Raw genomic sequence first — 25,704 nt, 5'->3', positions numbered from 1 at the left:
TATGTTGCTGGCAAGTCTGTTTGGCGTGGTGATGGGTTTGGTGCTCGGTCTGACCGGCGCCGGCGGCGGTATTCTTGCAGTACCGGCGCTGGTGCTCGGGCTTGGCTGGACGATGACGCAAGCGGCGCCGGTCGCGTTGTTTGCGGTCGGCAGCGCGGCGGCGGTCGGGGCGATTGATGGCTTGCGTCATGGTCTGGTGCGCTATCGCGCGGCGTTGCTGATCGCGGCGCTTGGTGCAGTGTTTTCACCGCTGGGAATCTACTGCGCGCACCAGTTGCCGGAAAAGATCCTGATGATTCTGTTCAGCCTGCTGATGGTCATGGTGGCCTGGCGCATGTTGCGGCGCGAGCGCCAGCAGGAAGGGCCAAGCGATCACGGTCACGCCAGTTGGGGCCAGAAAAACTGCATGCTCAACGAGGAAACCGGGCGCTTCGACTGGACCGCGAAATGCACGGCGACCCTGGCGGCATTGGGCGCGATTACCGGGGTGGTTTCCGGACTGCTTGGCGTCGGCGGCGGCTTTTTGATTGTGCCGGCGTTCAAGCAACTGACCGATGTGCAGATGCGCGGCATCGTTGCCACGTCGTTGATGGTGATCAGCCTGATTTCCGTGATTGGCGTTATCGGCTCGTTCCACGCAGGCGTACGCATCGACAGTCAGGGGGTGGCGTTTATCGTTGCCAGCGTTGTCGGCATGATCATCGGGCGCAAGCTGTGCGCGCGAGTGCCGGCGCGGGCCTTGCAGGTGGGGTTTGCCAGTGTCTGTCTGGTGGTGGCGGGGTATATGTTGTTGCGGGCGTGAGTGTGGGCAAGATCAAAAGAGCGCAGCCTTCGGCAGCTCCTGCATGGGAATACGATTCCTGTAGGAGCTGTCGAGTGAAACGAGGCTGCGATCTTTTAGGGCTTTACAACACCAAGTGCGGTAACCACAGGGAAATGGCGGGAATGTACGTCACCAGCATCAACACCAGGAACAACACCGCGTAAAACGGCATCAGCGCTTTCACCGTGCTCTCGATACTCACTTTTCCCACCGCTGAACCGACAAACAACACCGCGCCCACCGGCGGCGTTATCAGCCCGATCCCCAGGTTAACCAGCATGATCATGCCGAACTGCACCGGATCAACGCCGATGCCGAGAATCACCGGCATCAGAATCGGCGTGAGGATCAGGATCAGCGGCGCCATGTCCATCACCGTGCCGAGCAATAACAGCATGACGTTGATGCACATCAGGATCACATAGCGGTTGTCCGACAGCGTCAGGAACAGCGTGGTGATTTTCGCCGGGATCTGCATCAGGGTCATGATGTAGCCGAAGCTCGCGGCGAAGCCGATCAGGATCATCACGATCGAAATGGTGCGCACGGTGCGGTGCATCAGTTTCGGCAGTTCACGCCATTTGTAGTCACGGTAGATGAACATGGTCACGAAGAACGCCCAGAGCACCGCAATCGCTGCCGATTCTGTGGCAGTGAAAATCCCCGAGAGAATCCCGCCGAGGATGATCACCATCGCCATCAGCCCCCACAGCGCTTCGCCGCAGATTTTCAGCGCCTCGCGCAGCGGGATGACTTCGCCTTTCGGATAGTCGCGTTTGCGCGCGAAGATCAGGCACAGCACCATCAGGCACGCGCTCATCAACAGGCCCGGCACGACGCCGGCCATGAACAGCGAAGCAATCGAAACGGTGCCACCGGCTGCCAGCGAATAGAGCACCGAGTTGTGGCTCGGCGGTGTCAGCAACGCTTGCACCGAACCGCTCACGGTCACCGCCGTGGAGAAGTCGCGTGGATAACCTTTGCGCTCCATTTCCGGAATCAGCACCGAGCCTACCGACGCGGTGTCGGCTACCGACGAACCGGAGATTGCGCCGAAAAACGTCGAGGCCATGATGTTGACCAACGACAGACCGCCACGCACGAACCCGACCAGCACGCCGGCAAATGCCACCAGCCGGCGCGACATGCCGCCCTCGGCCATGATCGCCCCGGCCAGCACAAAGAACGGAATCGCCAGCAGCGAGAATTTGTTCACCCCGCCCGCGACCTGAATCATCAGGGCCTGGAACGGGATGTCGATCCACCACGCACCAATCAACGCCGACAGTCCGAGGGCGTAGGCGACAGGCATGCCCATCAGGATCAAAGCGATAAAACTGCCCAGCAGAATCAATGCGTCCATCAGGCAGCCCCTTCGTTTTCTTCAACCATGTCGAACCGCACAACCCGACGGTTGCTCTGGTCGCCGAACAGCAGTTTTTCCAAGACAAAAATCAGCGTCAGCGCGCCGCCCAGCGGGATCGGCATGTAAGTAATGCCCACGCGCAATGTCGGCAGGGCGCTCATGAACTGGTTCCACGTCGAGGCGCACAGCTTGGCGCCCCAGATCGTCATGAACAGGCAGATGGTGGCCATTAATAATTGGGAAACGATGCTCATGGTTTTGCGCAGATTCGGTGGCAAACGGTCGGTGACCATCGCCACCGCCATGTGGGCACCCGCGCGGTAACTGGCGGCGGCGCCGATGAAGGTGAAGACCATCATCAGCAAGATCGCGGTGGGCTCCGGCCAACTCGAACCGGTGCCGAGGGCGTAACGGGCAAACACGCCCCAGGGAATGATCAGGGCGATGGTCAGCACGGACAGGCCGGCGACCCAGATGCAGGTCATGTACAAGATGTCGTTGAGGCGCAGCAGCGAATTCTTCATCGGGTTCCACCGTAACCGGGCGGACGCGGGCGTCAATGCACGCCAGCGCCGCCGGGCCTTTCGTTGAGGGTCGGGAGGGTTACTGAACGGCTTCGATGCGTTTGATCAGGTCGGCGTAAGGCGCGCCGTATTTCTCGCGAATCGAGGCGGTGGCCTCGTAGAAGGGTTTCTTGTCGACGGTGATGAACTCGACGCCTGCGGCTTTGAGTTTTTCCTCGCTGCTGGCGGATTTGGCATCCCACAGCACGCGCTCCTCTGCCTGCGCAGCCTTGGCGGCTTTCTTCACCAGCGTCTGCTGATCGGGGGTGAGTTTTTCCCAGGTGATTTTCGACATCACAATGGGCTCGGGCAGGATCAGGTGCCCGGTCAGGCTGTAGAACTTGGCGTTCTGAAAATGGTTGTGTTCAAGCAGGGTTGGCGGGTTGTTTTCCGCGCCGTCGATCACCCCGGTCTGCAAGGCGCTGAAGATCTCGCCGGTGTCCATGGCAATGCCGTTGCCGCCCATGGCGTTGATGGTCTCGATGAACATCGGGTTGCCTTGCACGCGGATCTTCATGCCCTTGAGGTCTTCAAGTTTGCGCACCGGTTTTTTGGTGTAGATATTGCGCGTACCGCCGTCCATCCAGGCCAAGGCCACCAGGCCGAATTCGGAGTTGCTGATCTTGTCGAGAATCGCATCGCCGACTTCGCCATCGATGACCGCACGCATGTGCGCCTGATCGCGGAAGATGAACGGCATGTTGAACACGTTCACATCCGGCACTACCGGGCCGACGATACCCAGGCTGACGCGGGTCATCTGGATCGCGCCGACCTGCGCCTGCTCGATGACTTCTTTCTCCGAACCGAGCACGCCGCCCGGGAAATACTTGAAGGTGAGTTCGCCGTTGGTTTCCTTGGTCAGGGTCTTGCCCATACTCTCTTCAGCGACCACGGTGGGATAACCGGCGGGATGCACATCGGCGAATTTGATCTCCAGCGCCTGGGCGGCACTGGTGAAGGTGAAGGCCAACGGTAGAGCGACGGCGAGCAAGGTGCGTTTGAAGTCCATGGGGTTCTCCAGTCTTGTTATTGTTGTGTTCAAGGCGCAGCGGTGCAGCACAGGCGGGCGTTACAGCAAATCGTTGAATTGGGGTTCCGGCAGGCCTTTGACGCCGGTGTTCAGGGCGAATACGCCGCCGGCCAGCGACTGCGGATCGTGGTCGTCGCCGGGGCGAATCGACGTCACGAAGAGGGTGTCCATCCGGCTGCCACCGAAAGCGCACATCGTCGGTTTTTTCACCGGTACGGCCAGCGAAAAGTCGAGTCGACCGTCCGGCGCAAAACGGTGGATGAGCCCGGCATCGTTGGCGCAGATCCAGTAGAAACCCTCGGCATCGACAGCCGCGCCGTCCGGGCGTCCGGGGAAATGATGCATGTCGACGAAAACACGGCGGTTCGACGGCGTGCCGGTGTCGGTGTCGTAATCGAAAGCCCAGATCAATTGCACGTCGGGGTGCGAGTCGGACAGGTACATGGTCTTGCCGTCGGGGCTGAAACCGAGGCCGTTGGGCACAATGAAACCGTCGAGTTGCGCGGCGATTACTGCGGATTGTCCGGCGCCATAGCGATAGAGCCGGCCTTCGGGCGCATTCAAGCCCATGTTCAATACCATGCTGCCGGCCCAGAAGCGGCCCTGACGATCACAGCGACCGTCGTTGAGGCGCATGTCTGCGCGGCCGTGCTCGACGCTGGCCAGCAGCTCGCTGTCGAGGCTGCCATCGTTGTCCGGCTTGAGATGAAAGAAGCCGTTTTCCATGCCCGCGACCCAGCCACCATGACGATGGCGGGCGATGCAGGCGAGCATCTGCGGGGCTTTCCAGGCGTGCACATGGCCGGTGTCGGCGCTCCAGCGTTGCAGTCCGCGATTAGGAATGTCGACCCAGTACAACGCATTTTCCTCTGGCACCCAGACCGGGCTTTCGCCCACCGCGTTGCGGGCATCGACGATCAATTCGGCTTGCATATTCATTCCCTTGTGTCGTTGTCAGAGTGATCAGTCGCCGAACGGGCCAGCCGCGACGAAGGCGCCGCCCTGATAGTTTCGTGCCGGGTCATCGTCCGCCGGCAATGGCTGCGCTTCGACTTGTTGGCGGAACACTTCGGAGCTGTCCCTGGCCTCGAAACCGAGGTGATCGGCGAAGCGGTTGTCCCACCAGACGTCCTTGTTGGCGGACATGCCGTAAACCACGGTGTGACCGACATTCGGCGTGTACAGCGAGTGCTCGAGCAATTGCGTGAGGTCGTCGAAGCTCAGCCAGGTGTGCATCATTCGGCGGTTTTGCGGCTCGGGGAACGAGGAGCCGATGCGGATGCTGACGGTCTCGATGCCGTAGCGATCGAAGTAGAAACTGGCCATGTCCTCGCCGTAGGATTTGGACAAGCCGTAGTAGCCATCGGGGCGGCGAGGGGAGCTGGCGTCGAGTTGTTCGTCCTGTTTGTAGAAACCGATGACATGGTTGGAGCTGGCGAAGATCACCCGCTTCACGCCATGGCGGCGCGCCGCTTCATAGATGTGGAAGACCCCGCAAATGTTGGCGCCGAGGATCTCTTCGAACGGCCGCTCAACGGACACGCCACCGAAGTGCAGGATCGCATCAACGTCTTCGACCAGTTCATGAACCGACTGTTTGTCGGCGAGGTCGCACAGCACGATTTCTTCGCGATCATCGACGGCCGGGGCGAGGGCGGCGATGTCCGACAGGCGCAGCACGTTGGCGTAGGGGCGCAGGCGTTCGCGCAGAACTTTGCCCAGGCCGCCGGCAGCACCGGTCAGCAGCAGACGGTTGAACGGGGCGCGGGGAGTAGAGGTAGACGTCATGGCAATCCCTTACACGTTGTTATTAGGTTTGTTGTAGGTTGTCGTATGACTGCGCTGAAGTATCGGTAGGGTTTCCGGAACTTGTCAACGCGACTTTCGGTGTAAATGACGGAAGGGCTATTCCTCTTTTCGATCACCACAGTTCCGTATTTGCAATGCAATCCCTTGTGGAAGCGAGCCTGCTCGCGAACGCGCTGTGTCATTTGGAATTTATGTCGACTGATACGCCGCCTTCGCGAGCAGGCTCGCTCCCACAGGGTGAAACCCGGTGTGGCGGCTGGCTTTACAACAACGAAATCGGATAGCTGATAAAGATCCGGTTCTCGTCAAACTCGTTGGTGCTGAAGTCCCGGCGAATGGTCGCGTTGCGCCATTTCACGTTGAGATTTTTCAGCGACCCGCTCTGCACGGTGTAGGCCAGCTCCGACTCGCGTCCCCATTCCTTGCCGTCGGTGGTCGTTGCGGTATGCACGTTATCGCCGCTGATGTAGCGGTTCATCAGGGTCAGGCCGGGAACGCCGAGCGCGGCGAAGTTGTAGTCGTGGCGCACTTGCCAGGAGCGTTCTTTGGCGTTGTCGTAACTGGCGTTGTAACTGTCGTTGGCCAGAGTGCCGCCGCTGGTGCCATTGATGCGCATCCACGCATCGTCGCCGCTGAGTTTTTGCAGGCCGACATAGAAGGCGTTGCCGCCGTATTTGGCCGAGAGCAAGGCGAATGCAGTCTTGTTGTCGAGATCGCCGGCCAGCGCGCTGCCGTCTTCCTTGCCGGTGAAGAAACCGAGGTTGGCGCCGAGCGTCCAGTCGCCAACGGGCTGACTGTGGCTGAGGTTGAAGTACTGCTGCTGATAGATGTCGCTGAGTTCGGCGTACCACACGCCGACCAGAGTGCGCTTGTCGTTGAATGTGTACTCGCCGCCGCCGAAGTTGAAGCGGTCCGAGGTGAACGCGCCTTTGCCGTTCATTGACAGGTCTTCCATGCTTGCATCGTTACGCGGGCTGTTGCCACGGAACTGGCCGCCATAAACCGTCAGGCCGTTGATTTCGGTGGAGGTGATCTGGCCGCCGCGAAAAGTCTGTGGCAGAGAGCGGCCGTCGTCGGAACGCAGGATCGGCAGCACTGGCATCCATTCGCCGACCTTCAATTCCGTCTGCGAGACCTTGGCCTTCAATGCCACGCCGAGGCGGCCAAAGTTGTCCGCCGGACGCCCGTCATCGTGAATCGGCAGCAACTGCGTGCCGCCGGAGCCTTTGCCGCCATCGAGCTTTTGCGAATACAACCCGAGCACGTCGAGGCCGAAGCCGACAGTGCCTTGGGTGAAGCCGGATCTGGCGTCGAGAATGAAGTTCTGCGTCCATTCTTCAGCCTTGCTCTGCGGATGATCAGGGTTGACGAAGTTACGGTTGAAGTAGGCGTTGCGCAGGTTCAGCGTGGCTTTGCTGTCTTCCAGAAAGCCTTCGGCATCGGCGCTCATCGGCAAGGCGAGGGCGAGGCTGCTACAGCTGATCAGGCTCAGGGTGGAACGCGGGCGGAGGTTGGAGAAGCGGGAAGGGCGGACGGAATTACAGACGAGTGTGCTCACTGTGACGCTCCCTGATTCATTTGTTGTTTTTATTATTCGTTATACGTCGTCGTACAACGCTGGTGCGGATATTTCCTACGTTTCCCGGGAAAGTCAACCCTCGGTTGTACGATAACCCTGCAGGAGCTGCGGCACGCTGCGATCTTTTGATCTGGCTTTTTTAAAATCAAAAGATCGCAGCCTCGTTTCACTCGACAGCGCCTACAGGGATTTGTGTTGTCCATGGGATGTGTGTTGCCGGTGATTTTGCGGCAAACTTCAATCACCTTTCGCACAAGGCTATTCAATGGATCACTACGCCCCGCGCAACTGGCAGCCGCACGAGAAGCCCAGCCTGCCCGGTTCCCCCTCGACGCCCTTGCACTCCAATCCGAAGCGCCTGGCCTATGCGCTGGTCGGGCTGTTGGTGGCGTTGACCGGTGGTTTGGGCAACTCGCTGGTGGTGGCCAACCTGACTTATCTGCAAGGCGCACTCGGCGCGACCACCGCAGAAATGGCCTGGCTGCCGGCGGCGTACGTGATGACCAACGTCTCGATGAACCTGTTGCTGGTGAAGTTTCGCCAGCAGTTCGGTCTGCGCGCATTCACCGAGGTATTTCTGGTGCTGTATGCGCTGGTGACCTTCGGCCATTTGTTCGTCAACGACTTGAACTCGGCCGTGGCGGTGCGTGCCGCCCACGGCATGGTCGGCGCGGCGCTCAGTTCGCTGGGTCTGTATTACATGGTGCAGGCGTTCCCGGCGAAATGGCGGATGAAGGCGCTGGTGCTCGGTCTTGGTACTTCACAACTGGCGCTGCCACTGGCGCGATTGTTTTCCGAAGATCTGCTGCAGATTGCTGAATGGCGCGGTTTGTACCTGTTCGAATTGGGCATGGCGCTGTTGTCGCTGGGCTGTGTCTTGATGCTCAAGTTGCCACCGGGCGATCGCTTCAAAACCTTCGAAAAACTCGACTTCCTGACCTTCGCGATTCTTGCCACGGGCGTGGCGCTGCTGTGCGCCGTGTTGTCGCTGGGACGGATCGACTGGTGGCTGGAGGCCAACTGGATCGGCGTGGCGTTGGCCGCCTCGATTGCGCTGATCCTCACCGGCCTGGCCATTGAGCACAATCGCAGCAACCCGATGTTGATGACGCGTTGGCTGGGCAGTGGAGTGATGATCCGTCTGGCGCTGGCGGTGGTGCTGATTCGCATGGTCACTTCCGAGCAATCCACCGGCGCCGTGGGTTTCATGCAGACCCTCAACATGAGCAGCGAGCAGTTGCACAGCCTTTACGTGGTGATGCTGATCGGCAGCGTTGCCGGCCTGGCAACCAGTGCGCTGACCATCAACCCGAAACACCTGCTCATGCCACTGATCATCTCGCTGGCGCTGATGGCGACCGGTTCGGTCATGGACAGTTTTTCCAATAATCTGACGCGCCCGGAAAACCTCTATCTCAGCCAGTTTCTGCTGGCGTTCGGCAGCACGTTTTTCCTCGGCCCGACCATGGTTCTGGGCACCCGTAATGTGCTGACCAATCCACGTAACCTGGTGAGTTTTTCCGTGCTGTTTGGTATCTGCAATAACCTCGGCGGTTTGATCGGCGCGGCGTTGCTCGGTACGTTCCAGATCGTCCGGGAGAAATTTCACTCCAGCCACATCGTTGAGCAATTGGTGTTGTCTGACCCGTTGGTGGCCGCGCGCGTGCAGAGCGGTGGCTCGGCCTACGGCTCGCTGCTGGCCGACCCGAGCCTGCGCAATCTGGCCGGCATTCGCAGCCTGGCCAACGCGGCCACTCGCGAAGCGAACGTGCTGGCCTATAACGATGTGTTCATGCTCATCGCGGTGATTGCGGTGCTGACCATGATCTGGATTTCCATTCGCGCACTGTGGCTGATGAGTACCACCAAAGCCGTTGCCGCAGCGCCTTCCGTACCTTCTAGCGGTGCCACTTCTTCATGACCGAACCGACCACCACAACCACCAATGCCATCGCCGCCACCCCTGAGGGCGTGGCGCCGCCATCATCGCCGAACACTGAGCCGCGCTCACTGCGGGTGCGGATCATCTCCTCAATGGGCTTTGCCGCGATTGCCATTGTCGGCGTGTTGATCGTCCTGTATGCGTGGCAATTGCCACCGTTCAGCAGTGCGGTCGAGACCACCGAGAATGCCTTGATACGCGGGCAAGTGACGATCATCGGCCCGCAGCTCGCCGGCTACGTGTATGAAGTGCCGGTGCAGGATTTCCAGTACGTGAAGGCTGGGGATTTGCTGGTGCGGCTGGACGACCGTATTTATCAGCAGCGTCTCGATCAGTCGCTGGCGCAATTGGCGGTACAGAAAGCGGCACTGGCCAATGTCGTGCAGCAGCGCAACAGCGCCGAGGCGACGATCAAACTGCGCCAGGCCGCAGTGGCCGACAGCGAGGCGCAACTGCGCAAGAGTGAGGCGGATTTACGCCGCAACAAGGAACTGGTGAGCGACGGCTCCGTTTCCAAGCGCGAAATGGACGTAACCCTGGCCGCCAATGCCCAAGGCATTGCTGCCGTGGCGCAGGCCAAGGCCAATCTGGAAATCGCCCGGCAGGATCTGCAAACCGTGATCGTCAATCGTGGCTCGCTGGAGGCGGCGGTGGCCAGCGCCGAAGCAGCGGTGCAATTGGCACGGATCGATTTGTCGAACACGCGGATCGTTGCGCCGCGTGACGGTCAGCTCGGGCAGATCGGCGTGCGCCTCGGCGCTTACGTCAACTCCGGGGCGCAGTTGATGGCGTTGGTGCCGGACCAGAAGTGGGTGATCGCCAACATGAAGGAAACGCAGATGGACAACATACGGGTCGGGCAACCGGTGCGCTTCACCGTCGATGCGTTGAACCACCGCAAATTCACCGGGCACGTGCAGCATATTTCGCCGGCGACGGGGTCTGAGTTTGCCTTGTTGCAGGCGGATAACGCGACCGGCAACTTCGTCAAAATCGCCCAGCGCGTGCCGGTGCGGATCACCATTGATGAGGGGCAGCAGGAGGAGGAACGTTTGCGGCCGGGGATGTCGGTGGTGGTCAGCATCGACACCGCCGCGGGCGACACCCAACCGCATTAAGATCAAAAGATCGCAGCCTTCGGCAGCTCCTGCATGGGGACTCTGCAGGAGCTGCCGAAGGCTGCGATCTTTTGATTTTCAGGTTGTGATCATCGGGGGCAGGGTGCCGAGCAGCGAGACGGCGGCTACGGCGCCAATTCCGAGCAACCACTCCAGCATCACGCTGTGCCGGAGCGCGCCCATGCGCTGTTCGCAATCATCCATGCGCAAGCGATTGAATAACGCCAACCCAAGCATCCCCAGCACAATCATTGCCTTGATCAACAGAATCAAGGCAAACCCGCTGAACAACGGCGTCGGCCACCACTGCCCGGTCAGCACGCGCACGTTGATCAAACCCGTGATCAGCAGCCCGGCCACCAACGCATACCCGACACCGCTGAAACGGCGCAAAATCGCCGGCATCGGCTCACTCGGCTGACGTAAAATCATCACCAGCAACAACAGTCCACCCAGCCATGCGGCGACGCAGGTCAGATGAATGATCTGGTTGAGAATCAGCAACTGCCCACTCAAACCATCTAGCATCGCGCCATGCCCGACCGGTGCCAGCGTCGCCAGCAGCAAACCACTCAAGCCCAACCGCAGCGGCATGCTGGAGCGCCACGGGGTAAACAGCAGCGCCAACAGCGCGGCATTGATCAGCAGATGCCAGCGCCACACCTGACCGAAAAACGTATTGCCCAGCACCAGCGCAATCGTGTCCGGATCAAACGCCGCCTCTGCCGACCCGGCCATGCTCGCGGTAATCAACAGTGCCCAGGCAATCCCGCTGACCAGCGCGATCGCGGTTAGCCAACGCGCCAGTCGCGCCAGGTGCCGGTCCACTTGTGGCGCGTCAGCCTTGAGCAATAACGGCCTGAACAGCCAGGCCCCTAACAGCATCAACACCACGCTGAAATGCAGGAACCGGCACAGCACCAGCGCTTCACTCATGAATTACTGGCCAACCTTGAACTGATAAGCGCCTTCGCTTTTGTGTGTATCAACCGATACCGCGTGCCATTCGACTTTGTACTCGCCAGCAGTCAGCGGTGCAGCCGGGGTGACGATGAGGATTTTCTTGTCGCCTTCGGTGGTCAGCGCTTTCACCGCGACCGGCGCGCCATCCTTGGTCAGGGCGACTTTGGTGAAGCTGGCCTCAACGCCTTCGGAGAAGGTCAGGCGCAAATCGGCCGGGGCAGCGACGGTGCTGTCGGCGGCCGGGGTCTGGCTTTTAAGATGGGCGTGGGCGAATACCGACGAAGCGGCGAACAGCGAGGCGAGCAGGGCAGTAGTGGTCAGGACGTTCTTGAACAGCATCGCGGATACCTCTGAGGCAGGATCGAAGAAGCTGCCAGTTTAGCCATCCGGCCACGCCAGTACGAAGTTTTGTTTGCAGCGGTCGCCCCGGTGGCAGAGCGGATGCTAGTCTTCAACAACGTTGTTGTCAGGGAGCCCACATGGGCAATCACAAGATCGAAATCCGCCGCAGTAATGTCGACAAAATCCTTCTGGCAGCGGAAAAAGTCTTCGCCGAAAAAGGCTTCGCGGGCACGGCCATGGCCGACATCGCCGCCGAAGTGCAACTGCCGCGTTCCAACCTGCATTACTACTTCTCGACCAAAAGCGAGTTGTACAGCGCCGTGCTGTTCGACCTGCTGGAGGTGTGGAAGCAGGACGCGCTGTGCTTTGAGATGTTCGATGACCCGCGCGTGGTGCTCAGCAGCTACATCCGCGCCAAGATGAACCATTCTCGCAGTCGGCCGTACGGCTCGAAAGTCTGGGCCAACGAAATCATCCATGGCGCACCGACGTTGGGCGAGGCGCTGGATGTCAGTCTGTATGACTGGGCGAAAATGAAGGAAGCGAAGATTCGTCAGTGGGTCGAAGACAAACGAATTTTGCCGGTGGAGCCGTCGAGTCTGCTGTACATGATCTGGGCGTCGACCCAGCATTACGCTGACTTTGATCACCAGGTGAATATCTTGAATGATCACCAGCCGCTGTCGGACATGCAGTTCGAGCGTGCGGTGCAGACGGTGACGAGTGTGATCCTGCGCGGGATCGGATTAGAACCCTGAGTCTTGTGGTGACCGGGCTAGTCTTTTCGCGAGCAGGCTCGCTCCCACAGGGAAATGCATTGCAAATGTGGGAGCGTGCCTGCTTGCGAAAGCGTGGGTTCAGCCGCCGTCGACCTCAAAGACTGACATGGTAGGGATTCCTCGGATCATGATTCCAGTCCAGAAACGGCTTGCCTGTTTCCGTCGGTACCATCTCGATGCAATCCGCCACCGGACAGGTGATCTGGCACAAATTACAGCCCACACACTCGTCATCGATCACTTCATATTTATGCGTGCCGTCCGCCTGTTTCAGGCTGCTGATTGCCTGGTGTGACGTATCTTCGCAAGCAATGTGGCAGCGCCCGCAACCAATGCAAGCTTCCTGATCGATTTTCGCGATTACCTGATAGTTGATATCCAGATACTTCCAGTCCGTAGTGTTGCCCACGGCTCGCCCGGAAAACTCGGCGATATTGGCGTAGCCCTGACTGTCCATCCACCGCGACAAGCCGTCCTTCATCTCCTCGACAATGCGGAAACCGTGGAGCATTGCCGCCGTACACACCTGCACCGCGCCGCTGCCCAGCGCCATGAACTCCGCCGCATCGCGCCAACTGCCGATGCCGCCAATCCCACAAATCGGTAAGCCTTGAGTCTGCGGATCACGAGCGATTTCGGCGACCATGTTCAGCGCAATCGGCTTCACCGCCGAGCCGCAATAGCCGCCGTGAGTGCTTTTGCTGCCGACCGTGGGCAAGGCGACCATGTGTTCGAGGTCGACGCTGGTGATCGAGTTGATCGTGTTGATCAACGACACCGCATCGGCGCCGCCGCGATGTGCGGCGCGGGCGGCGACGCGGATGTCAGTGATGTTCGGCGTCAGCTTGACGATCACCGGCAGCGAGCAATAAGTCTTGCACCAGCGCGTCACCTGTTCGACATACTCCGGCACCTGACCGACCGCCGCACCCATGCCGCGCTCCGGCATGCCGTGCGGGCAGCCGAAATTCAGCTCGATACCGTCGGCGCCAGTGGCTTCGACCAGCGGCAGGATGTGTTTCCACGATTCCTCGACGCACGGCACCATCAGCGAGACGATCAGTGCGCGATCCGGCCAATCCTTCTTCACCTGAGTGATTTCACGCAGGTTGATTTCCAGCGAGCGGTCGGTGATCAGCTCGATGTTGTTGATGCCCAGCACTTCACGGTTGTTGCCGTAATGCGCCGAGTAGCGCGACGAGACGTTGACCGCTGCCGGGTCCTCGCCGAGGGTTTTCCAGACCACGCCGCCCCAGCCTGCTTCGAAGGCACGGACGACGTTGTAGGCCTTGTCGGTGGGGGGCGCGGAGGCCAGCCAGAAAGGGTTTGGCGCTTTGATGCCGGCGAAGACTATCGAGAGATCGGCCATTTACGCAGCCTCCACTTTGAGCATCAGTTGCGTGTTGATCGCCTCGGCGGCGAGTTTGCCGTGCTGCACGGCTTGCACGGTCAAGTCCTGATCGAGGCTGGTGCAGTCACCGCCGGCATAAACGCCGGGAATGCTGGTGCGCAGGTTTTCATCGACCTGAATGCGCTCGCCCTGACGCTTGAGTTCGCGGGCCAGCGGGTCGGCGAGGGCGCCGGAGTCGAAGGCTTGGCCGATGGCTTTGAAGATTGCATCAGCGGCCAGCTCGAAGGTTTCGCCAGTGGCTTGCAGGCGACCGTCGACCAGATCGGTGCGGGCGAAACGCATGCCTCGCACATGCCCTTGCTCGTCGAGCAGCACTTCTTCCGGTTGCGCCCAGGTCAGCAGGCGTACCTGATTGGCTTTGGCGATGTCCTGTTCGTGCCCGGTCGCGCCCATGTCGGCCGCGCCACGGCGATAGACCAGATTGACGTCGCGGGCTCCGAGGCGGGCCATTTGCACGGCCATGTCGATGGCGGTATTACCTGCGCCGAGGACGATGCAGCGCTCGGCCAGCGGCAGTTGCGTGAGGTCATCGGCCTGACGCAGTTCGCGAATGTAGTCAGTGGCGGCGAGCAGACCGGGGGCGTCTTCGTGGGTCAGCCCCAGTTGTTTACTGGCATTCAGGCCCAGGCCAAGGAACACGGCGTCGAACTGCTGATGCAGTTCGCTGAGGGTCAGATTGTCACCCAGTTTCTGCCCGTGACGAATCTCGATGCCGCCGATTTGCAGAAGGAAATCCAACTCCTTTTGCGCGTAATCGTCGACCAGTTTGTACTTGGCGATCCCGTATTCATTGAGGCCTCCCGCTTTCTCCCGCGCTTCGAAAATCACCACGTCATGGCCGTGCATGGCACTGCGATGGGCGCAGGACAAGCCTGCCGGCCCGGCGCCGACCACGGCGATGCGTTTACCGGTGGCCGCGGCGCGCTGGAACGGGTGTTCGGTGAAGTGTGCGTTGTCCACGGCGTAGCGCTGCAACAGACCGATCAACACCGGCGCGCATTCGTGGGCGTTATTGCGCACGCAGGCTTGCTGGCAAAGGATTTCGGTCGGACACACCCGCGCGCAACTGCCGCCGAGGATGTTCGCCGAGAGGATTTTCTGCGCCGCGCCGGGCACGTTGTCCTGATGAATATTGCGGATAAACGAAGGAATATCGATCTCGCTCGGACAGGCATTCACGCACGGCGCGTCGTAGCAATACAGGCAGCGCGAGGCCTCCAGATGCGCCTGGCGGGCGTTGAGCGGCGGCGCCAGATCGGTGAAGTGGCCGGCGAGGGCGGCCGCGCTTTCGTGCGGATGGGGGAGATGGTTCAGGGTCTCGATCACGGTTTTTTGCCTCACGGTTATTTGAGGTTCTCTGCCTCTGATGGGCAGTGGTTTTTGTGGTGTCTGGACGTGCCCCTTCGCGAGCAGTCTCGCTCCCACATTTGGAATGCATTCCCCTGTGGGAGCGAGCCTGCTCGCGAAGGCCGAAGGCCTCGTTTTCAGCGTTTCACGGCAACTGGCTTATGCAACTCTGCCCGCTTGCTCAGCAAATCGAATACCGCCGGGTACGCCGGCCGTTCGATATAGCGCCCGGCGCCACGCTCGGCGCGCAGGTCGCCATTGGCCCAGACCACACGGCCCTGGCTGACGGTATGGCTCGGCACGCCGCGCACGGTCTTGCCTTCGAAGATGTTGAAGTCGACCTGTTGATGGTGGGTCTTGGCGGAGATGGTGCGGGTCCCTTGCGGATCCCACAGCACCAGGTCGGCATCGGCGCCGACCCGGATAGCGCCTTTGCGCGGGTAGAGATTGAAGATTTTCGCGGTATTGGTGGACGTGAGGGCGACGAAATCCTGCATCGACAAACGACCGCTGTTCACGCCTTCATCCCAAAGCACGGCCATGCGGTCTTCGATACCGGCAGTGCCATTGGGAATCTTGCTGAAGTCATCGCGCCCGGCGGCTTTCTGCTCGGCGCAGAAGCAGCAATGGTCGGTGGCGGTGGTGTGCAAATTGCCGTTCTGCAGGCCGTGCCAAAGTGCCTCTTGATGGCCACGTGGTCGGAACGGTGGGCTCATCACGTAACCGGCGGCGGTCTGCCAGTCCGGGTGTTGGTAGACGCTGTCGTCGAGCAGCAAATGCCCGGCCAGCACTTCGCCGTAAACCGGTTGGCCCTTGCTGCGCGCGTAGGTGATTTCGTCGAGGGCTTCCTTGGTCGAAACGTGCACCAGATACAACGGCGTGCCAATGGTTTCGGCGATACGAATCGCCCGGCTCGCCGCTTCACCTTCAACCTGCGAAGGGCGCGACAGCGGGTGCGCTTCCGGCCCAGTGATGCCTTGGGCCATCAATTTGCGTTGCAGGTGATAGACCAGCTCGCCGTTTTCCGCGTGCACGGTCGGCACCGCGCCGAGTTCCAGGCAGCGTTCGAAGCTCGCGACCAAAGTATCGTCGGCGGCCATGATCGCGTTCTTGTACGCCATGAAATGCTTGAAGCTGTTGATCCCGTGATGACTGACCAATTCGGCCATTTCCTCGCGCACCTGATCGCTCCACCAGGTGATCGCAACGTGGAAGCCATAGTCGGACGCGGATTTTTCTGCCCAGCCGCGCCACTGATGAAACGCCTCCATCAGTGACTGCTGCGGATTGGGAATCACGAAGTCGATGATCGACGTAGTGCCACCGGCCAGACCCGCAGCGGTGCCGCTGTAAAAGTCTTCGCTGGCCACGGTGCCCATGAACGGGAGCTGCATATGGGTGTGCGGATCGATGCCGCCGGGCATCAGGTATTGGCCGCTGCCGTCGAGCACTTCGGCGCCTGCGGGAATGTCGAGGTTTTCACCCACGGCTTTGATCACGCCGTCAGCGCAATAGACATCGGCGCGATAACTTTCATCATGGGTAACAACGGTGGCGCCACGGATCAACAGAGACATTGCAGCTTCCTCGCAGGCATGACCGGCTTATACCGGTTCTATATGTTTTATAAGACGTCGATGCTGGAAGATGTATTCCTGCCAGCGCTGTCAGGAATAAAAACTAGCTGGTGTTAATCGAATGAGCAAGATTATTTTTTATAAGCTTATAACGTACATAAGATATTGAAATATAAGGATTAAAAATATAAATCACCAAAATGGTGAGGGCTTTCACCATTTTGACGCACTTGACAGGAACCAGATTTGAGCGAGATTTGTCATGGTAAATCAGCTGCTTGAACGCTAAAGAGTCGCGGCCCAGACGCTTTGCTGAAAATAACCGTGCACCACTTTGAACCTGGCTGTTCGAGTAACTTGTCTTGGTCTTTTGCCTGAGAGATGAAACAAGTAAGCAATATGGCTCAATAATTTGAATAAAAGCGTTTAAACATCAAACAGTTGAAAGCGCTATACGGACAGGTCGGGAAACTCGGCGCAACAGTCGGCACGTTTATTGAGTGCTGGCGCTGATAAGCCAGGCCGGTTCGTGAAGTGCGTGTTCACATGCAAGTACTCCGGCCATCGCCCGGTGTGCGGCGCGTCCGCCTACCAGCCCGATGAGCAAAAATAATCAAAAAAAACCGTGGAGCAGCCATGCAACAGAACAGATCGCAAGTAACCGAGCGCGACGGCTTGTTCGAGCTCGAAGCCGGCAGCGACGTCCTCGACAGCCCCCGATACAACCACGACATGGCACCGACCAAGGTGCGCGAACGAACCTGGAACAAATGGCACATCACTGCGCTGTGGGTCGGCATGTCGATCTGCGTGCCGACCTACACCCTCGGCGGCGTGCTGACGGCGTACTTCGGCTTGAGTGTCGGTGAAGCGCTGCTGGCCATTCTGTTTGCCAACGTCATCGTGCTGATTCCCCTTACCCTGAATGCTTTTCCCGGTACCAAGTACGGCATCCCGTTTCCGGTACTGCTGCGTTCCTCGTTCGGCATCCTCGGTTCCAATGTGCCGTGTCTGATTCGCGCATTGGTGGCGTGTGGCTGGTTCGGGATTCAGACGATGTTTGGCGGCCTGGCGATTCACCTGTTTCTCGGCTCGGTGTTCGAGGGCTGGAAATCCCTCGGCGGCACGGGGGAGGTGATCGGCTTCATGATCTTCTGGGCGTTGAACCTGTGGGTGGTGATTCGCGGCGCCGAGTCGATCAAGTGGCTGGAAACCTTGTCGGCGCCACTGCTGGTGGCGGTCGGCATCGGCTTGCTGGTGTGGGCGATGCCCAATGTGTCGATGACTGAACTGCTGGCGATCCCACCGAAACGTCCTGAAGGCGCCAGTGTGGTGAGTTACTTCGCTGCCGGGCTGACGGCGATGGTGGGGTTCTGGGCAACGTTGTCGCTGAATATTCCGGACTTCAGCCGCTACGCCAAAAGTCAGAAGGATCAGATCCTCGGGCAGATTTTCGGCCTGCCACTGACGATGTTTCTGTTCGCCTCCCTCGGCGTGATCATGACCGCGGCGTCGGTAAAACTGGTCGGTGTAACGGTATCTGATCCGGTTAGCCTGATCGGTCATATCCAGAGCCCGGTGTGGGTTGCGGTGGCCATGGCGCTGATTATCATCGCCACACTATCGACCAACACCGCCGCCAATATCGTCTCGCCCACCAACGACTTCCAGAACATCGCCCCCAAGGTGATCAACCGCACCAAAGCGGTGTTGCTGACCGGGTTTGTCGGGTTGGCGTTGATGGCCCATGAGTTACTGAAGAAGCTGGGTTTGATCGTTTCCGACGTTAGCCTGGAAACCGTGTATTCGAACTGGTTGCTGGGTTATTCGAGCCTGCTCGGGCCGATTGCCGGGATCATGGTGGTGGACTATTTCCTGATCAAGAAACAGCAACTGGACCTCGCCGGGTTGTACCGCGATGACGTTTATCCGGCGTGGAATCGGGCCGGTTTTCTCGCCTTTGGGGTGCCGGTGGTGCTGACCCTGTTGTCGCTGGGTAGCGATGCGTTCAGCTGGTTTTACAGCTATGGCTGGTTCACCGGCTCGGCGCTGGGCGGGATTATTTATTACGGGTTGTGCGTGATGCGCGCGCAGCCTTCTGCCGTGAAAACAGCGGTGTAGCGGCCGGCCTCTTCGCGAGCGGGCTCGCTCCCACATTTGAAATGCATTTCCCCTGTGGGAGCGAGCCTGCTCGCGAAAGCGATCTACCAGACACCAGAGAAATATCCATAAGAAACGCAGCCTGAGGAGATCCCCATGAACGCAGCCGTAGACGTTCTGCAATCGACCCATCAGCACATCAACCGCGACCGCTTGTGGGCGTCGCTCATGGAACTGGCCAAGCTCGGTGCCACGGTCAAGGGTGGCGTCTGTCGCCTGGCCCTGACCGACCTCGACCGCCAGGCCCGCGACCTGTTCGTGCAATGGTGCAAGGACGCCGGATGCAGCGTCACGGTCGATGAGGTCGGCAACATCTTCGCCCGCCGTCCCGGTCGCAATCCCAACCTGCCGCCGGTGATGACCGGCAGCCACATCGACACGCAACCCACCGGCGGCAAGTTCGACGGCTGCTTCGGCGTACTCGCTGGCGTCGAAGTGCTGCGTACGCTCAACGACCTCAACGTGGAAACCGAAGCACCGCTGGAAGTGGTGGTCTGGACCAATGAAGAAGGCTCGCGTTTCGCCCCGTGCATGATGGGTTCGGGCGTGTTTGCCGAGAAATTCACCCTCGAAGAAACCCTCGCCAAAGTCGACGCCGAGGGCGTCACCGTGGGCGAAGCGCTCAATGCCATCGGTTACGCCGGGCCACGCGAAGTCAGCGGGCACAAGGTCGGCGCCTATTTCGAAGCGCACATCGAACAAGGCCCGATTCTCGAAGACGAACAGAAAACCATCGGCGTAGTGCTCGGCGCGCTGGGACAGAAGTGGTTCGACCTCAAGCTGCGTGGCGTCGAAGCGCACGCCGGCCCAACCCCGATGCACCTGCGCAAAGATGCACTGGTCGGGGCCTCGGTGATCGTCGGTGCGGTTAACCGTGCCGCCCTCGGCCATCAGCCGCGCGCGTGCGGCACCGTCGGTTGCCTGCAAGCCTATCCCGGCTCGCGCAACGTCATCCCCGGCGAAGTGCGCATGACCCTCGACTTCCGCCATCTGGAACCGACGCGTCTGGATTCGATGATCGCCGAGGTCAAGCAAGTCATTGAAGCCACCTGCGAAGAACATGGTCTGACCTATGAACTCACGCCCACCGCCGACTTCCCGCCGCTGTATTTCGAAAAGGGCTGCGTCGAAGCCGTGCGCGGCGCGGCGAAAGGCCTGGGCCTGTCGCACATGGACATCGTCAGCGGCGCCGGGCATGACGCGATTTTCCTCGCCGAACTCGGTCCTGCGGGGATGATCTTCGTGCCGTGTGAAGGCGGGATCAGCCACAACGAAATCGAAAACGCTGCGCCGGACGATCTGGCGGCGGGCTGTGCAGTGTTGTTGCGGGCAATGCTGGCGGCTTCGGCGATGGTCGCGGCCGGTAAAGCCGCCGCATAAACATCAATAGATCGCAGACCTGTGTAGGCGCTGCCACAGGCTGCGATCTTTGCCTGTCACCCAAATGTCATGGAAATGTGTGATGTTGCCGGCCCATGAAAATCATCACTTCTGGCGCGTCCTATCTGGACATCGACGCCTACGCCTGCTGCATTGCCTACGCAGAATTGCTCAATCTGCAAGGCATTCCCGCCCGCGCCGTGAGTAGCGCAAAACCCAACGCCAGTGTTTCCAGCACCGCGCTCGGTTGGGGCAATTTCTTGCACGACGCGGCACCGATGCCCAGCGACGAATTTGTCTTGGTCGACGTTTCCGACTATCACCACTTTGATCCAATGGTCCTGCTCGATCAGGTTGTGGAAGTCATCGACCATCATCCGGGTTACGAAGATTATTGGGCAAAGAAACTCGGTTTAGCCGCCGACATCCGCCCGATCGGCGCAGCGGCGACTCAGGTATTTCAGCGCTGGCTGGCGGCCGACTTGCTGCATCGAATCAGTCAGCCAAGCGCCGCGCTCCTGGCCACCGCGATTCTCGACAACACCCTGAATTTCACCAGCCAGATGACCACGCCAGCGGACATCGACGCCTACGCCAACCTCGCGCCACGGGCGAAACTGACGAAGGACTGGCCCGAGCAGTATTTCCTCGAATGCCAGGCCAGTATCGAATCAGACCTTGTCGGTGCATTGGCAGTGGATTTGAAACGGATGAAACCCGAAAGCAATCTGCCGCAGATCTTTGCGCAAATGACCGTGTGGGATGCCGATGCGTTGTTGCAAAAACACCGGACGACGATCAGCCACTGGATGGCGAAGCAGGGCGAAGACTGGCTGCTAAACCTCATCAGCATTCGCGACCGGAAAAGCTGTTTACTGGCAGAGCCACTACCCAGCCAACAGAATCTGAGTCAACTGCTGACACTCGACTGGCACGCAGGACTGGCCGTCCTCACCCCGTCAATACTGCGCAAGCAACTACTCAAACTGGGCCTACACACAACCCCGTAGGAGCCAAGCTTGCTCGCGAAGGCGCCAGCACAGCTTGGACTTTTGTTGCCTGACACACCGCTTTCGCGAGCAAGCTTTGCTCCTACGATGTTTCGCGGTGTTCCCGGAGTCTGCAACAACACAAAACCCTGTAGGAGCCGAGCTTGCTCGCGAAGGCGCCGGCACAGCTTGCAAGGCTGCTACCTGACACCCCGCTTTCGCAATCAAGCCCAGATCCCACAATGTTTTGCGGTGTTCCCGGAGTCTGCGAAAACACAAAAACCTGTAGGAGCCGAGCTTGCTCGCGATGGCGCCGGCACTGCTTGGACTGTTGTTGCCTGACACCCGCTTTCGCGAGCAAGCCCAGATCCCACGATGTTTCGCGGTGTTCCCGGAATCTGCAACAACACAAAAACCTGTAGGAGCCGAGCTTGCTCGCGAAGGCGCCAGCACAGCTTGCAAAGGCTGCTACCTGACACCCCGCTTTCGCGAGCAAGCCCAGATCCCACAATGTTTCACGGTGTTCCCGGAGTCTGCAACAACACAAAACCCTGTAGGAGCCAAGCTTGCTCGCGAAGGCGCCAGCACAGCTTGCAAGGCTGCTACCTGACACCCCGCTTTCGCAATCAAGCCCAGATCCCACAATGTTTCGCGGTGTTCCCGAAATCTGCAACAACACAAAACCCTGTAGGAGCCGAGCTTGCTCGCGAAGGCGCCGGCGCAGCTTACAAGGCTGCTACCTGACACCCCGCTTTCGCGAGCAAGCCCAGATCCCACAATGTTTCACGGTGTTCCCGAAATCTGCAACAACACAAAACCCTGTAGGAGCCAAGCTTGCTCGCGAAGGCGCCGGCACAGCTTGCAAGGCTGCTACCTGACACCCCGCTTTCGCGAGCAAGCCCAGATCCCACAATGTTTCGCGGTGTTCCCGGAATCTGCGACAACACAAAACCCTGTAGGAGCCGAGCTTGCTCGCGAAGGCGCCAGCACAGCTTGCAAGGCTGCTACCTGACACCCCGCGTTCGCGAGCAAGCTTTGCTCCTACAAGGGGTATTGGATTAATCCGGGGTGGTGGTTTTTGTGCGGCGGTCATGGCCCTTTGGGTTGCCGACGTCCAGCAACCGTCTTTCCACCAGGACGTTCTCCAGCGCTTGGCGCTCGACTGGCGCCATCTGGTGTTCGCGTTTTTTCAGCTCCAGCAGAATGGGGCTGGACCAGGTGCGATAGGTCTGTTCGATGTTGCGACGCGACGTCATCAGTCTCTCCTTGATGAAGAGCCCGGTGTGGCTGGCAGGGGCTCAATCCGATGAGGGGATAACCTTAGTCGACAAAGCGATGAAGCGCGAACTGGACCACCTGTGCAGGAGCTGCCGCAGGCCGCGATCTTTTGACTCTGTTTTCAAAAAGACAAGATCAAAAGATCGCAGCCAGCGGCAGCTCCTACAGGGGTTGTCAGTCGTCGACGTTCATCAGTTGTTGGACGCCTTCCCACGCTTCGGCGCGCATGCGCTCGATGTCCAGGCCTGGAATCACGCCGTTATCGACCACGATCCTGCCGCCGACCAGGCTGTATTTCACCGTGATCGGTTCGCCTGCCACCACCGGCGCGACGGCGCTGTCGTGGAAGCCGTAGAAGCGTGGATGGTCGAGGCTGTAGACCACCAGATCCGCTGCCTGACCGACTTCCAGCGTGCCGACCGCGCCCAGTCCAAGCACCTGCGCGCCACCCGCCGTGCCCCAGTGAATGACATCTTCTGCTGTGGTTGCCGAAGCACCTTGTTCGGCGCGGTGAATCAGCCACGCGGTGTTCGCCTCGCCGACCATGCTCCCGGATTCATTCGATGCCACGCCGTCGACGCCGAGGGAAATCGGCACGCCGGCCTCATACATCTGCGGCACTGGCGCGACACCGCTACCCAGTCGCGCGTTACTCACCGGGCAGTGGGAAATACCGGTGCCGGTCTGGGCGAGCATGCGGATTTCGCCGGGTTGCAAGTGCACGGCGTGGGCGAACCAGACGTCGGGGCCGAGCCATTCGTGTTCGGCGACGAACTCCACCGGCAGGCAGTTGTACTTTTCGCGGCAGAAATTCACATAGTTCTGCGTCTCGGACAGGTGCGTGTGCAGCCTCAAACCAAGGCCTCGTGCGGTGTGCGCCAGTTCACGCAGCAGCGTGGGCGGCAACGAGAAGGTCGGTGTGGTAGGAGCCACGACCACACGGCGCATCGCGTCCGCGGTGTCCTGGTGATACAGCGACTTCAACCGTTCGATATCGCCGACCATCTGCTCGAGGCTTTCCGGTTGCAGCGCGGTCTTCGAGAAACCTGGATGCGCGCTGGCCGACTCCAGTGCACCGCCACGACACAGCACAAAACGCAGGCCGAATTCATCGGCCATGTCGAACAGCAAGTCGCCGGTCTCGGTGCTGCCGTGGGCGTGATAGAGGTAATGATGGTCGGCACACGTGGTGACGCCGGACAACAACAACTCGACCATGCCCAGCCGTGCGGCGATCCGCGCCAGTGGTGGTGTGAAGCGGTTCAGACGCGGGTAAGGCACGCTCGCCAGCCAGCCTTGCAGATCCTGATTCAGCCCTGCAGGTACGGCTTTGAGCAGATTCTGGAACAGGTGATGGTGGGTGTTGATCCAGCCCGGATAGACCACGCAATTGCGCGCGTCGATCACCCGTTCGCCAGGGTGTGGCTCAAGGTTCGCGGCCATTTCAGCGATGCGGCCGTTGACCACGCGGATGTCCACGGCGCCGGCCCGCGCGCGAGGGCCGCGCAGGCCGGTCATCACCGCGACCGGTTTTTTGATCAGGATGTTCTGAAGTTGAGTCATGGGCAGCTCCAAACTAAAGGATGTGCGAGGCGGATTTGCTGGCGGTGGTTTCCGGCACGCTGACGCCATTCAGCGCGGCGTTGAGCAATACCGACACCAGGCAGGCGATGACCACGCTGCTGTGCAGGAACGGCTGCGACCACTCGGGGAGTTGTTTGAACAGGGTGGGAGCGAGCACCGGCACCAGCGCGGCAGCGATGGTGAAACCGACGATCAGCACGTTGTAGCGATTGCGCTCATAGTCGACCTTGGCCAACGTTTGAATGCCCGCCGCCGCGACCACGCCGAACATCGCAATGCCGGCGCCACCGAGGGCGGCGGTCGGCATCGAGGCGATGATCGCGCCGGCCTTCGGCACCAGGGCAATCGAGCACATCAGCAAGCCGCTGACCGCGACCACCCAACGGCTGCGCACGCCAGTGAGGATTACCAGGCCGACGTTTTCCATGAAGGCGATAAACGGGAACGCGGCGAACATACCGGCGATGGTGCTGGCCAGACCGTTGGCGCGCAGGCCGTTGATCACCTGTTTGTCTTCCACCGGTTTTTCGACGATGTCGCCGATGGCCACGAACAGTCCCATCGACTCGACCATCTGCACGATCATCACCACCACCATGGTCGCGATGGGGATCAGGCTGAAGGTCGGCAAACCGAAGTAGAACGGGTAGGGCACGGTCAGCCACGGCGCTTCTTCAACGCTGTGGAAATTGCCCATGCCCAGACCGTAGGCCAGACCGGCGCCGATCAGCATGCCGATCAACACCGCCATGTTGCGCAGCAGTGGACTGCCATAGCGGTTGACCAACAGGATCGTCAGCAACACCACCACCGCCACACCGAGGAATGCCGGAGCACCGAAGTTGCTCGCATTGCGCCCGCCGCCGACCCATTCATAGGCAATCGGGAACAGTTGCAAACCGATCACGGTGACGATGCAACCGGTGACCACGGGCGGAAAAAATCGCCGCAATCGACCGACGAAGGGCGCCATCAGCATGGTGAAAATCCCCGCGCCGATCACCGCCCCGCAGACCCCGGCGAACCCCACCTCCGGGTTGCTGCCGATGGCGATTACCGGGCCGACGCTGCTGAACGCCACGCCTTGCAGAATCGGCAGGCGCACGCCGAATTTCCAGAAGCCGACGGTTTGCAGAAGGGTGGCGATGCCCGAGCAGAACAGCGTGGTGCTGATCAGCACCACCGTGTCGGTGTGGGACATTTTCAAGGCACTGGCGACAATCAACGGCACGGCGATGGCGCCGATGTACGAGACGGCCATGTGTTGCAGGCCGAGGGTGAGCATTTGTCGCACCGGCAGAATGCGGTCGACGGGATGCACGGAGGAAGCGGTTTTTGATGGGGATGTGGCTGACGACATGGGGAAACACCTCTGGCTGTTTTTATGCGGTAGAGAGGGGTATTCGTCTGATGCCTTTGGATCCGGGAGCACTGAAGAACCCTTGCTGAAATGAGCCTGACTGTTCAGAGGAGAACCTGTGGCGAGGGGATTTAGCGAAACGTCGCACCGCCTCGCTCGGCTGCGCAGCAGTCGCAAATCCAGTGCTTGCGGTTTTTCTGATAAACCGCGAGTTCTGGTTTTGGGGGCGCTTCGCACCCCAGCGGGGCGGTGCGACGTTTCGCTAAATCCCCTCGCCACAAATTAACTGCCTCCCCACAGG

At 60.0% G+C, this 25,704-nt stretch carries 21 protein-coding genes; 7 read left to right on the top strand and 14 right to left on the bottom strand.

Going from position 1 to position 25,704, the window contains the following annotated elements; all coding sequences use genetic code 11:
• The first annotated feature begins 1 nt into the window (after position 1).
• On the top strand, positions 2 to 802 hold the full coding sequence (locus JFT81_RS04560) for a sulfite exporter TauE/SafE family protein (protein ID WP_201226289.1): 801 nt from the start codon (positions 2 to 4) through the stop codon (positions 800 to 802).
• A 103-nt stretch (positions 803 to 905) separates the two neighbouring features.
• Here the strand turns inward: JFT81_RS04560 and JFT81_RS04555 are convergent, their stop codons facing one another.
• The 6 genes from JFT81_RS04555 to JFT81_RS04530 all read right to left on the bottom strand — a co-directional run bounded on the left by JFT81_RS04555 (position 906) and on the right by JFT81_RS04530 (position 7,152).
• A complete protein-coding gene (locus JFT81_RS04555; RefSeq protein ID WP_201149147.1) occupies positions 906 to 2,186 on the bottom strand; it encodes a TRAP transporter large permease in 1,281 nt (426 codons plus the stop codon).
• Positions 2,186 to 2,713 (bottom strand): TRAP transporter small permease, encoded by a 528-nt coding sequence (locus tag JFT81_RS04550; RefSeq protein ID WP_201226288.1) that lies wholly within the window; start codon positions 2,711 to 2,713, stop codon positions 2,186 to 2,188. Before JFT81_RS04550 ends, JFT81_RS04555 begins: the two co-directional genes overlap by 1 nt.
• A gap of 79 nt (positions 2,714 to 2,792) precedes the next feature.
• Complete coding sequence (locus JFT81_RS04545) at positions 2,793 to 3,764, bottom strand: TRAP transporter substrate-binding protein (RefSeq protein ID WP_201226287.1); 972 nt, start codon at positions 3,762 to 3,764, stop codon at positions 2,793 to 2,795.
• Between the two features lie 60 nt (positions 3,765 to 3,824).
• Positions 3,825 to 4,718, bottom strand: coding sequence for an SMP-30/gluconolactonase/LRE family protein (locus JFT81_RS04540; RefSeq protein ID WP_201226286.1), 894 nt, complete (start codon positions 4,716 to 4,718; stop codon positions 3,825 to 3,827).
• A 30-nt stretch (positions 4,719 to 4,748) separates the two neighbouring features.
• Entirely contained in the window at positions 4,749 to 5,573 is an 825-nt protein-coding gene (locus JFT81_RS04535) for an NAD(P)-dependent oxidoreductase (protein ID WP_201226285.1), read from the bottom strand.
• A 283-nt stretch (positions 5,574 to 5,856) separates the two neighbouring features.
• Positions 5,857 to 7,152 (bottom strand): OprD family porin, encoded by a 1,296-nt coding sequence (locus JFT81_RS04530; RefSeq protein ID WP_201226284.1) that lies wholly within the window; start codon positions 7,150 to 7,152, stop codon positions 5,857 to 5,859.
• A 286-nt stretch (positions 7,153 to 7,438) separates the two neighbouring features.
• Between JFT81_RS04530 and JFT81_RS04525 the strand changes: the two genes are divergently transcribed.
• Together JFT81_RS04525 and JFT81_RS04520 are read left to right on the top strand one after the other, a co-directional pair.
• Positions 7,439 to 9,094 carry an MFS transporter gene (locus tag JFT81_RS04525; protein WP_201226283.1) on the top strand — a complete coding sequence of 552 codons (1,656 nt, stop codon included), beginning with the start codon at positions 7,439 to 7,441 and terminating at the stop codon, positions 9,092 to 9,094.
• Positions 9,091 to 10,233 carry an HlyD family secretion protein gene (locus JFT81_RS04520; RefSeq protein WP_201226282.1) on the top strand — a complete coding sequence of 381 codons (1,143 nt, stop codon included), beginning with the start codon at positions 9,091 to 9,093 and terminating at the stop codon, positions 10,231 to 10,233. Before JFT81_RS04525 ends, JFT81_RS04520 begins: the two co-directional genes overlap by 4 nt.
• Positions 10,234 to 10,311: 78 nt before the next feature.
• Here JFT81_RS04520 and copD read toward each other — a convergent pair whose 3' ends face one another.
• Both copD and copC read right to left on the bottom strand, forming a co-directional pair.
• The gene (gene copD, locus JFT81_RS04515; RefSeq protein WP_201226281.1) at positions 10,312 to 11,169 is read right to left on the bottom strand and encodes a copper homeostasis membrane protein CopD; all 858 of its coding nucleotides are present in this window, start codon (positions 11,167 to 11,169) and stop codon (positions 10,312 to 10,314) included.
• A 3-nt stretch (positions 11,170 to 11,172) separates the two neighbouring features.
• Positions 11,173 to 11,535 carry a copper homeostasis periplasmic binding protein CopC gene (gene copC, locus JFT81_RS04510; RefSeq protein ID WP_201226280.1) on the bottom strand — a complete coding sequence of 121 codons (363 nt, stop codon included), beginning with the start codon at positions 11,533 to 11,535 and terminating at the stop codon, positions 11,173 to 11,175.
• 140 nt (positions 11,536 to 11,675) lie between these two features.
• Between copC and JFT81_RS04505 the strand changes: the two genes are divergently transcribed.
• Positions 11,676 to 12,296 (top strand): TetR/AcrR family transcriptional regulator, encoded by a 621-nt coding sequence (locus JFT81_RS04505; RefSeq protein WP_201226279.1) that lies wholly within the window; start codon positions 11,676 to 11,678, stop codon positions 12,294 to 12,296.
• A 115-nt stretch (positions 12,297 to 12,411) separates the two neighbouring features.
• Here the strand turns inward: JFT81_RS04505 and preA are convergent, their stop codons facing one another.
• From preA to hydA, 3 genes are all read right to left on the bottom strand, one after another.
• Complete coding sequence (preA, locus tag JFT81_RS04500) at positions 12,412 to 13,686, bottom strand: NAD-dependent dihydropyrimidine dehydrogenase subunit PreA (protein WP_201226278.1); 1,275 nt, start codon at positions 13,684 to 13,686, stop codon at positions 12,412 to 12,414.
• The gene (locus tag JFT81_RS04495; protein WP_201226277.1) at positions 13,687 to 15,054 is read right to left on the bottom strand and encodes an NAD(P)-dependent oxidoreductase; all 1,368 of its coding nucleotides are present in this window, start codon (positions 15,052 to 15,054) and stop codon (positions 13,687 to 13,689) included.
• A 158-nt stretch (positions 15,055 to 15,212) separates the two neighbouring features.
• Positions 15,213 to 16,652, bottom strand: coding sequence for a dihydropyrimidinase (gene hydA, locus JFT81_RS04490; RefSeq protein WP_201226276.1), 1,440 nt, complete (start codon positions 16,650 to 16,652; stop codon positions 15,213 to 15,215).
• A 636-nt stretch (positions 16,653 to 17,288) separates the two neighbouring features.
• Between hydA and JFT81_RS04485 the strand changes: the two genes are divergently transcribed.
• The 3 genes from JFT81_RS04485 (at position 17,289) to JFT81_RS04475 (ending at position 21,202) form a co-directional block, all read left to right on the top strand.
• Positions 17,289 to 18,773 (top strand): NCS1 family nucleobase:cation symporter-1, encoded by a 1,485-nt coding sequence (locus JFT81_RS04485; RefSeq protein WP_201226275.1) that lies wholly within the window; start codon positions 17,289 to 17,291, stop codon positions 18,771 to 18,773.
• Between the two features lie 135 nt (positions 18,774 to 18,908).
• Positions 18,909 to 20,192: a Zn-dependent hydrolase gene (locus JFT81_RS04480; protein ID WP_201226274.1), complete on the top strand. Its 1,284-nt coding sequence runs from the start codon at positions 18,909 to 18,911 to the stop codon at positions 20,190 to 20,192.
• Positions 20,193 to 20,287: 95 nt separating this feature from the next.
• A complete protein-coding gene (locus JFT81_RS04475; protein ID WP_201226273.1) occupies positions 20,288 to 21,202 on the top strand; it encodes a DHH family protein in 915 nt (304 codons plus the stop codon).
• Between the two features lie 1,037 nt (positions 21,203 to 22,239).
• Here the strand turns inward: JFT81_RS04475 and JFT81_RS04470 are convergent.
• From JFT81_RS04470 to JFT81_RS04460, 3 genes are all read right to left on the bottom strand, one after another.
• A complete protein-coding gene (locus tag JFT81_RS04470; RefSeq protein WP_201204416.1) occupies positions 22,240 to 22,437 on the bottom strand; it encodes a hypothetical protein in 198 nt (65 codons plus the stop codon).
• Between the two features lie 196 nt (positions 22,438 to 22,633).
• On the bottom strand, positions 22,634 to 24,022 hold the full coding sequence (locus tag JFT81_RS04465) for an amidohydrolase family protein (RefSeq protein ID WP_201226272.1): 1,389 nt from the start codon (positions 24,020 to 24,022) through the stop codon (positions 22,634 to 22,636).
• Positions 24,023 to 24,035: 13 nt separating this feature from the next.
• Positions 24,036 to 25,403, bottom strand: a complete 1,368-nt coding sequence (locus JFT81_RS04460) for a nucleobase:cation symporter-2 family protein (protein WP_201226271.1) — start codon at positions 25,401 to 25,403, stop codon at positions 24,036 to 24,038.
• Positions 25,404 to 25,704: the final 301 nt, after the last annotated feature.

The organism is Pseudomonas sp. TH43 (assembly GCF_016650635.1).
Taxonomy (GTDB): domain Bacteria; phylum Pseudomonadota; class Gammaproteobacteria; order Pseudomonadales; family Pseudomonadaceae; genus Aquipseudomonas.
The sequence above is the reverse complement of the archived record's forward strand: the minus strand, read 5'-3'. Positions and strand labels throughout refer to the sequence as shown.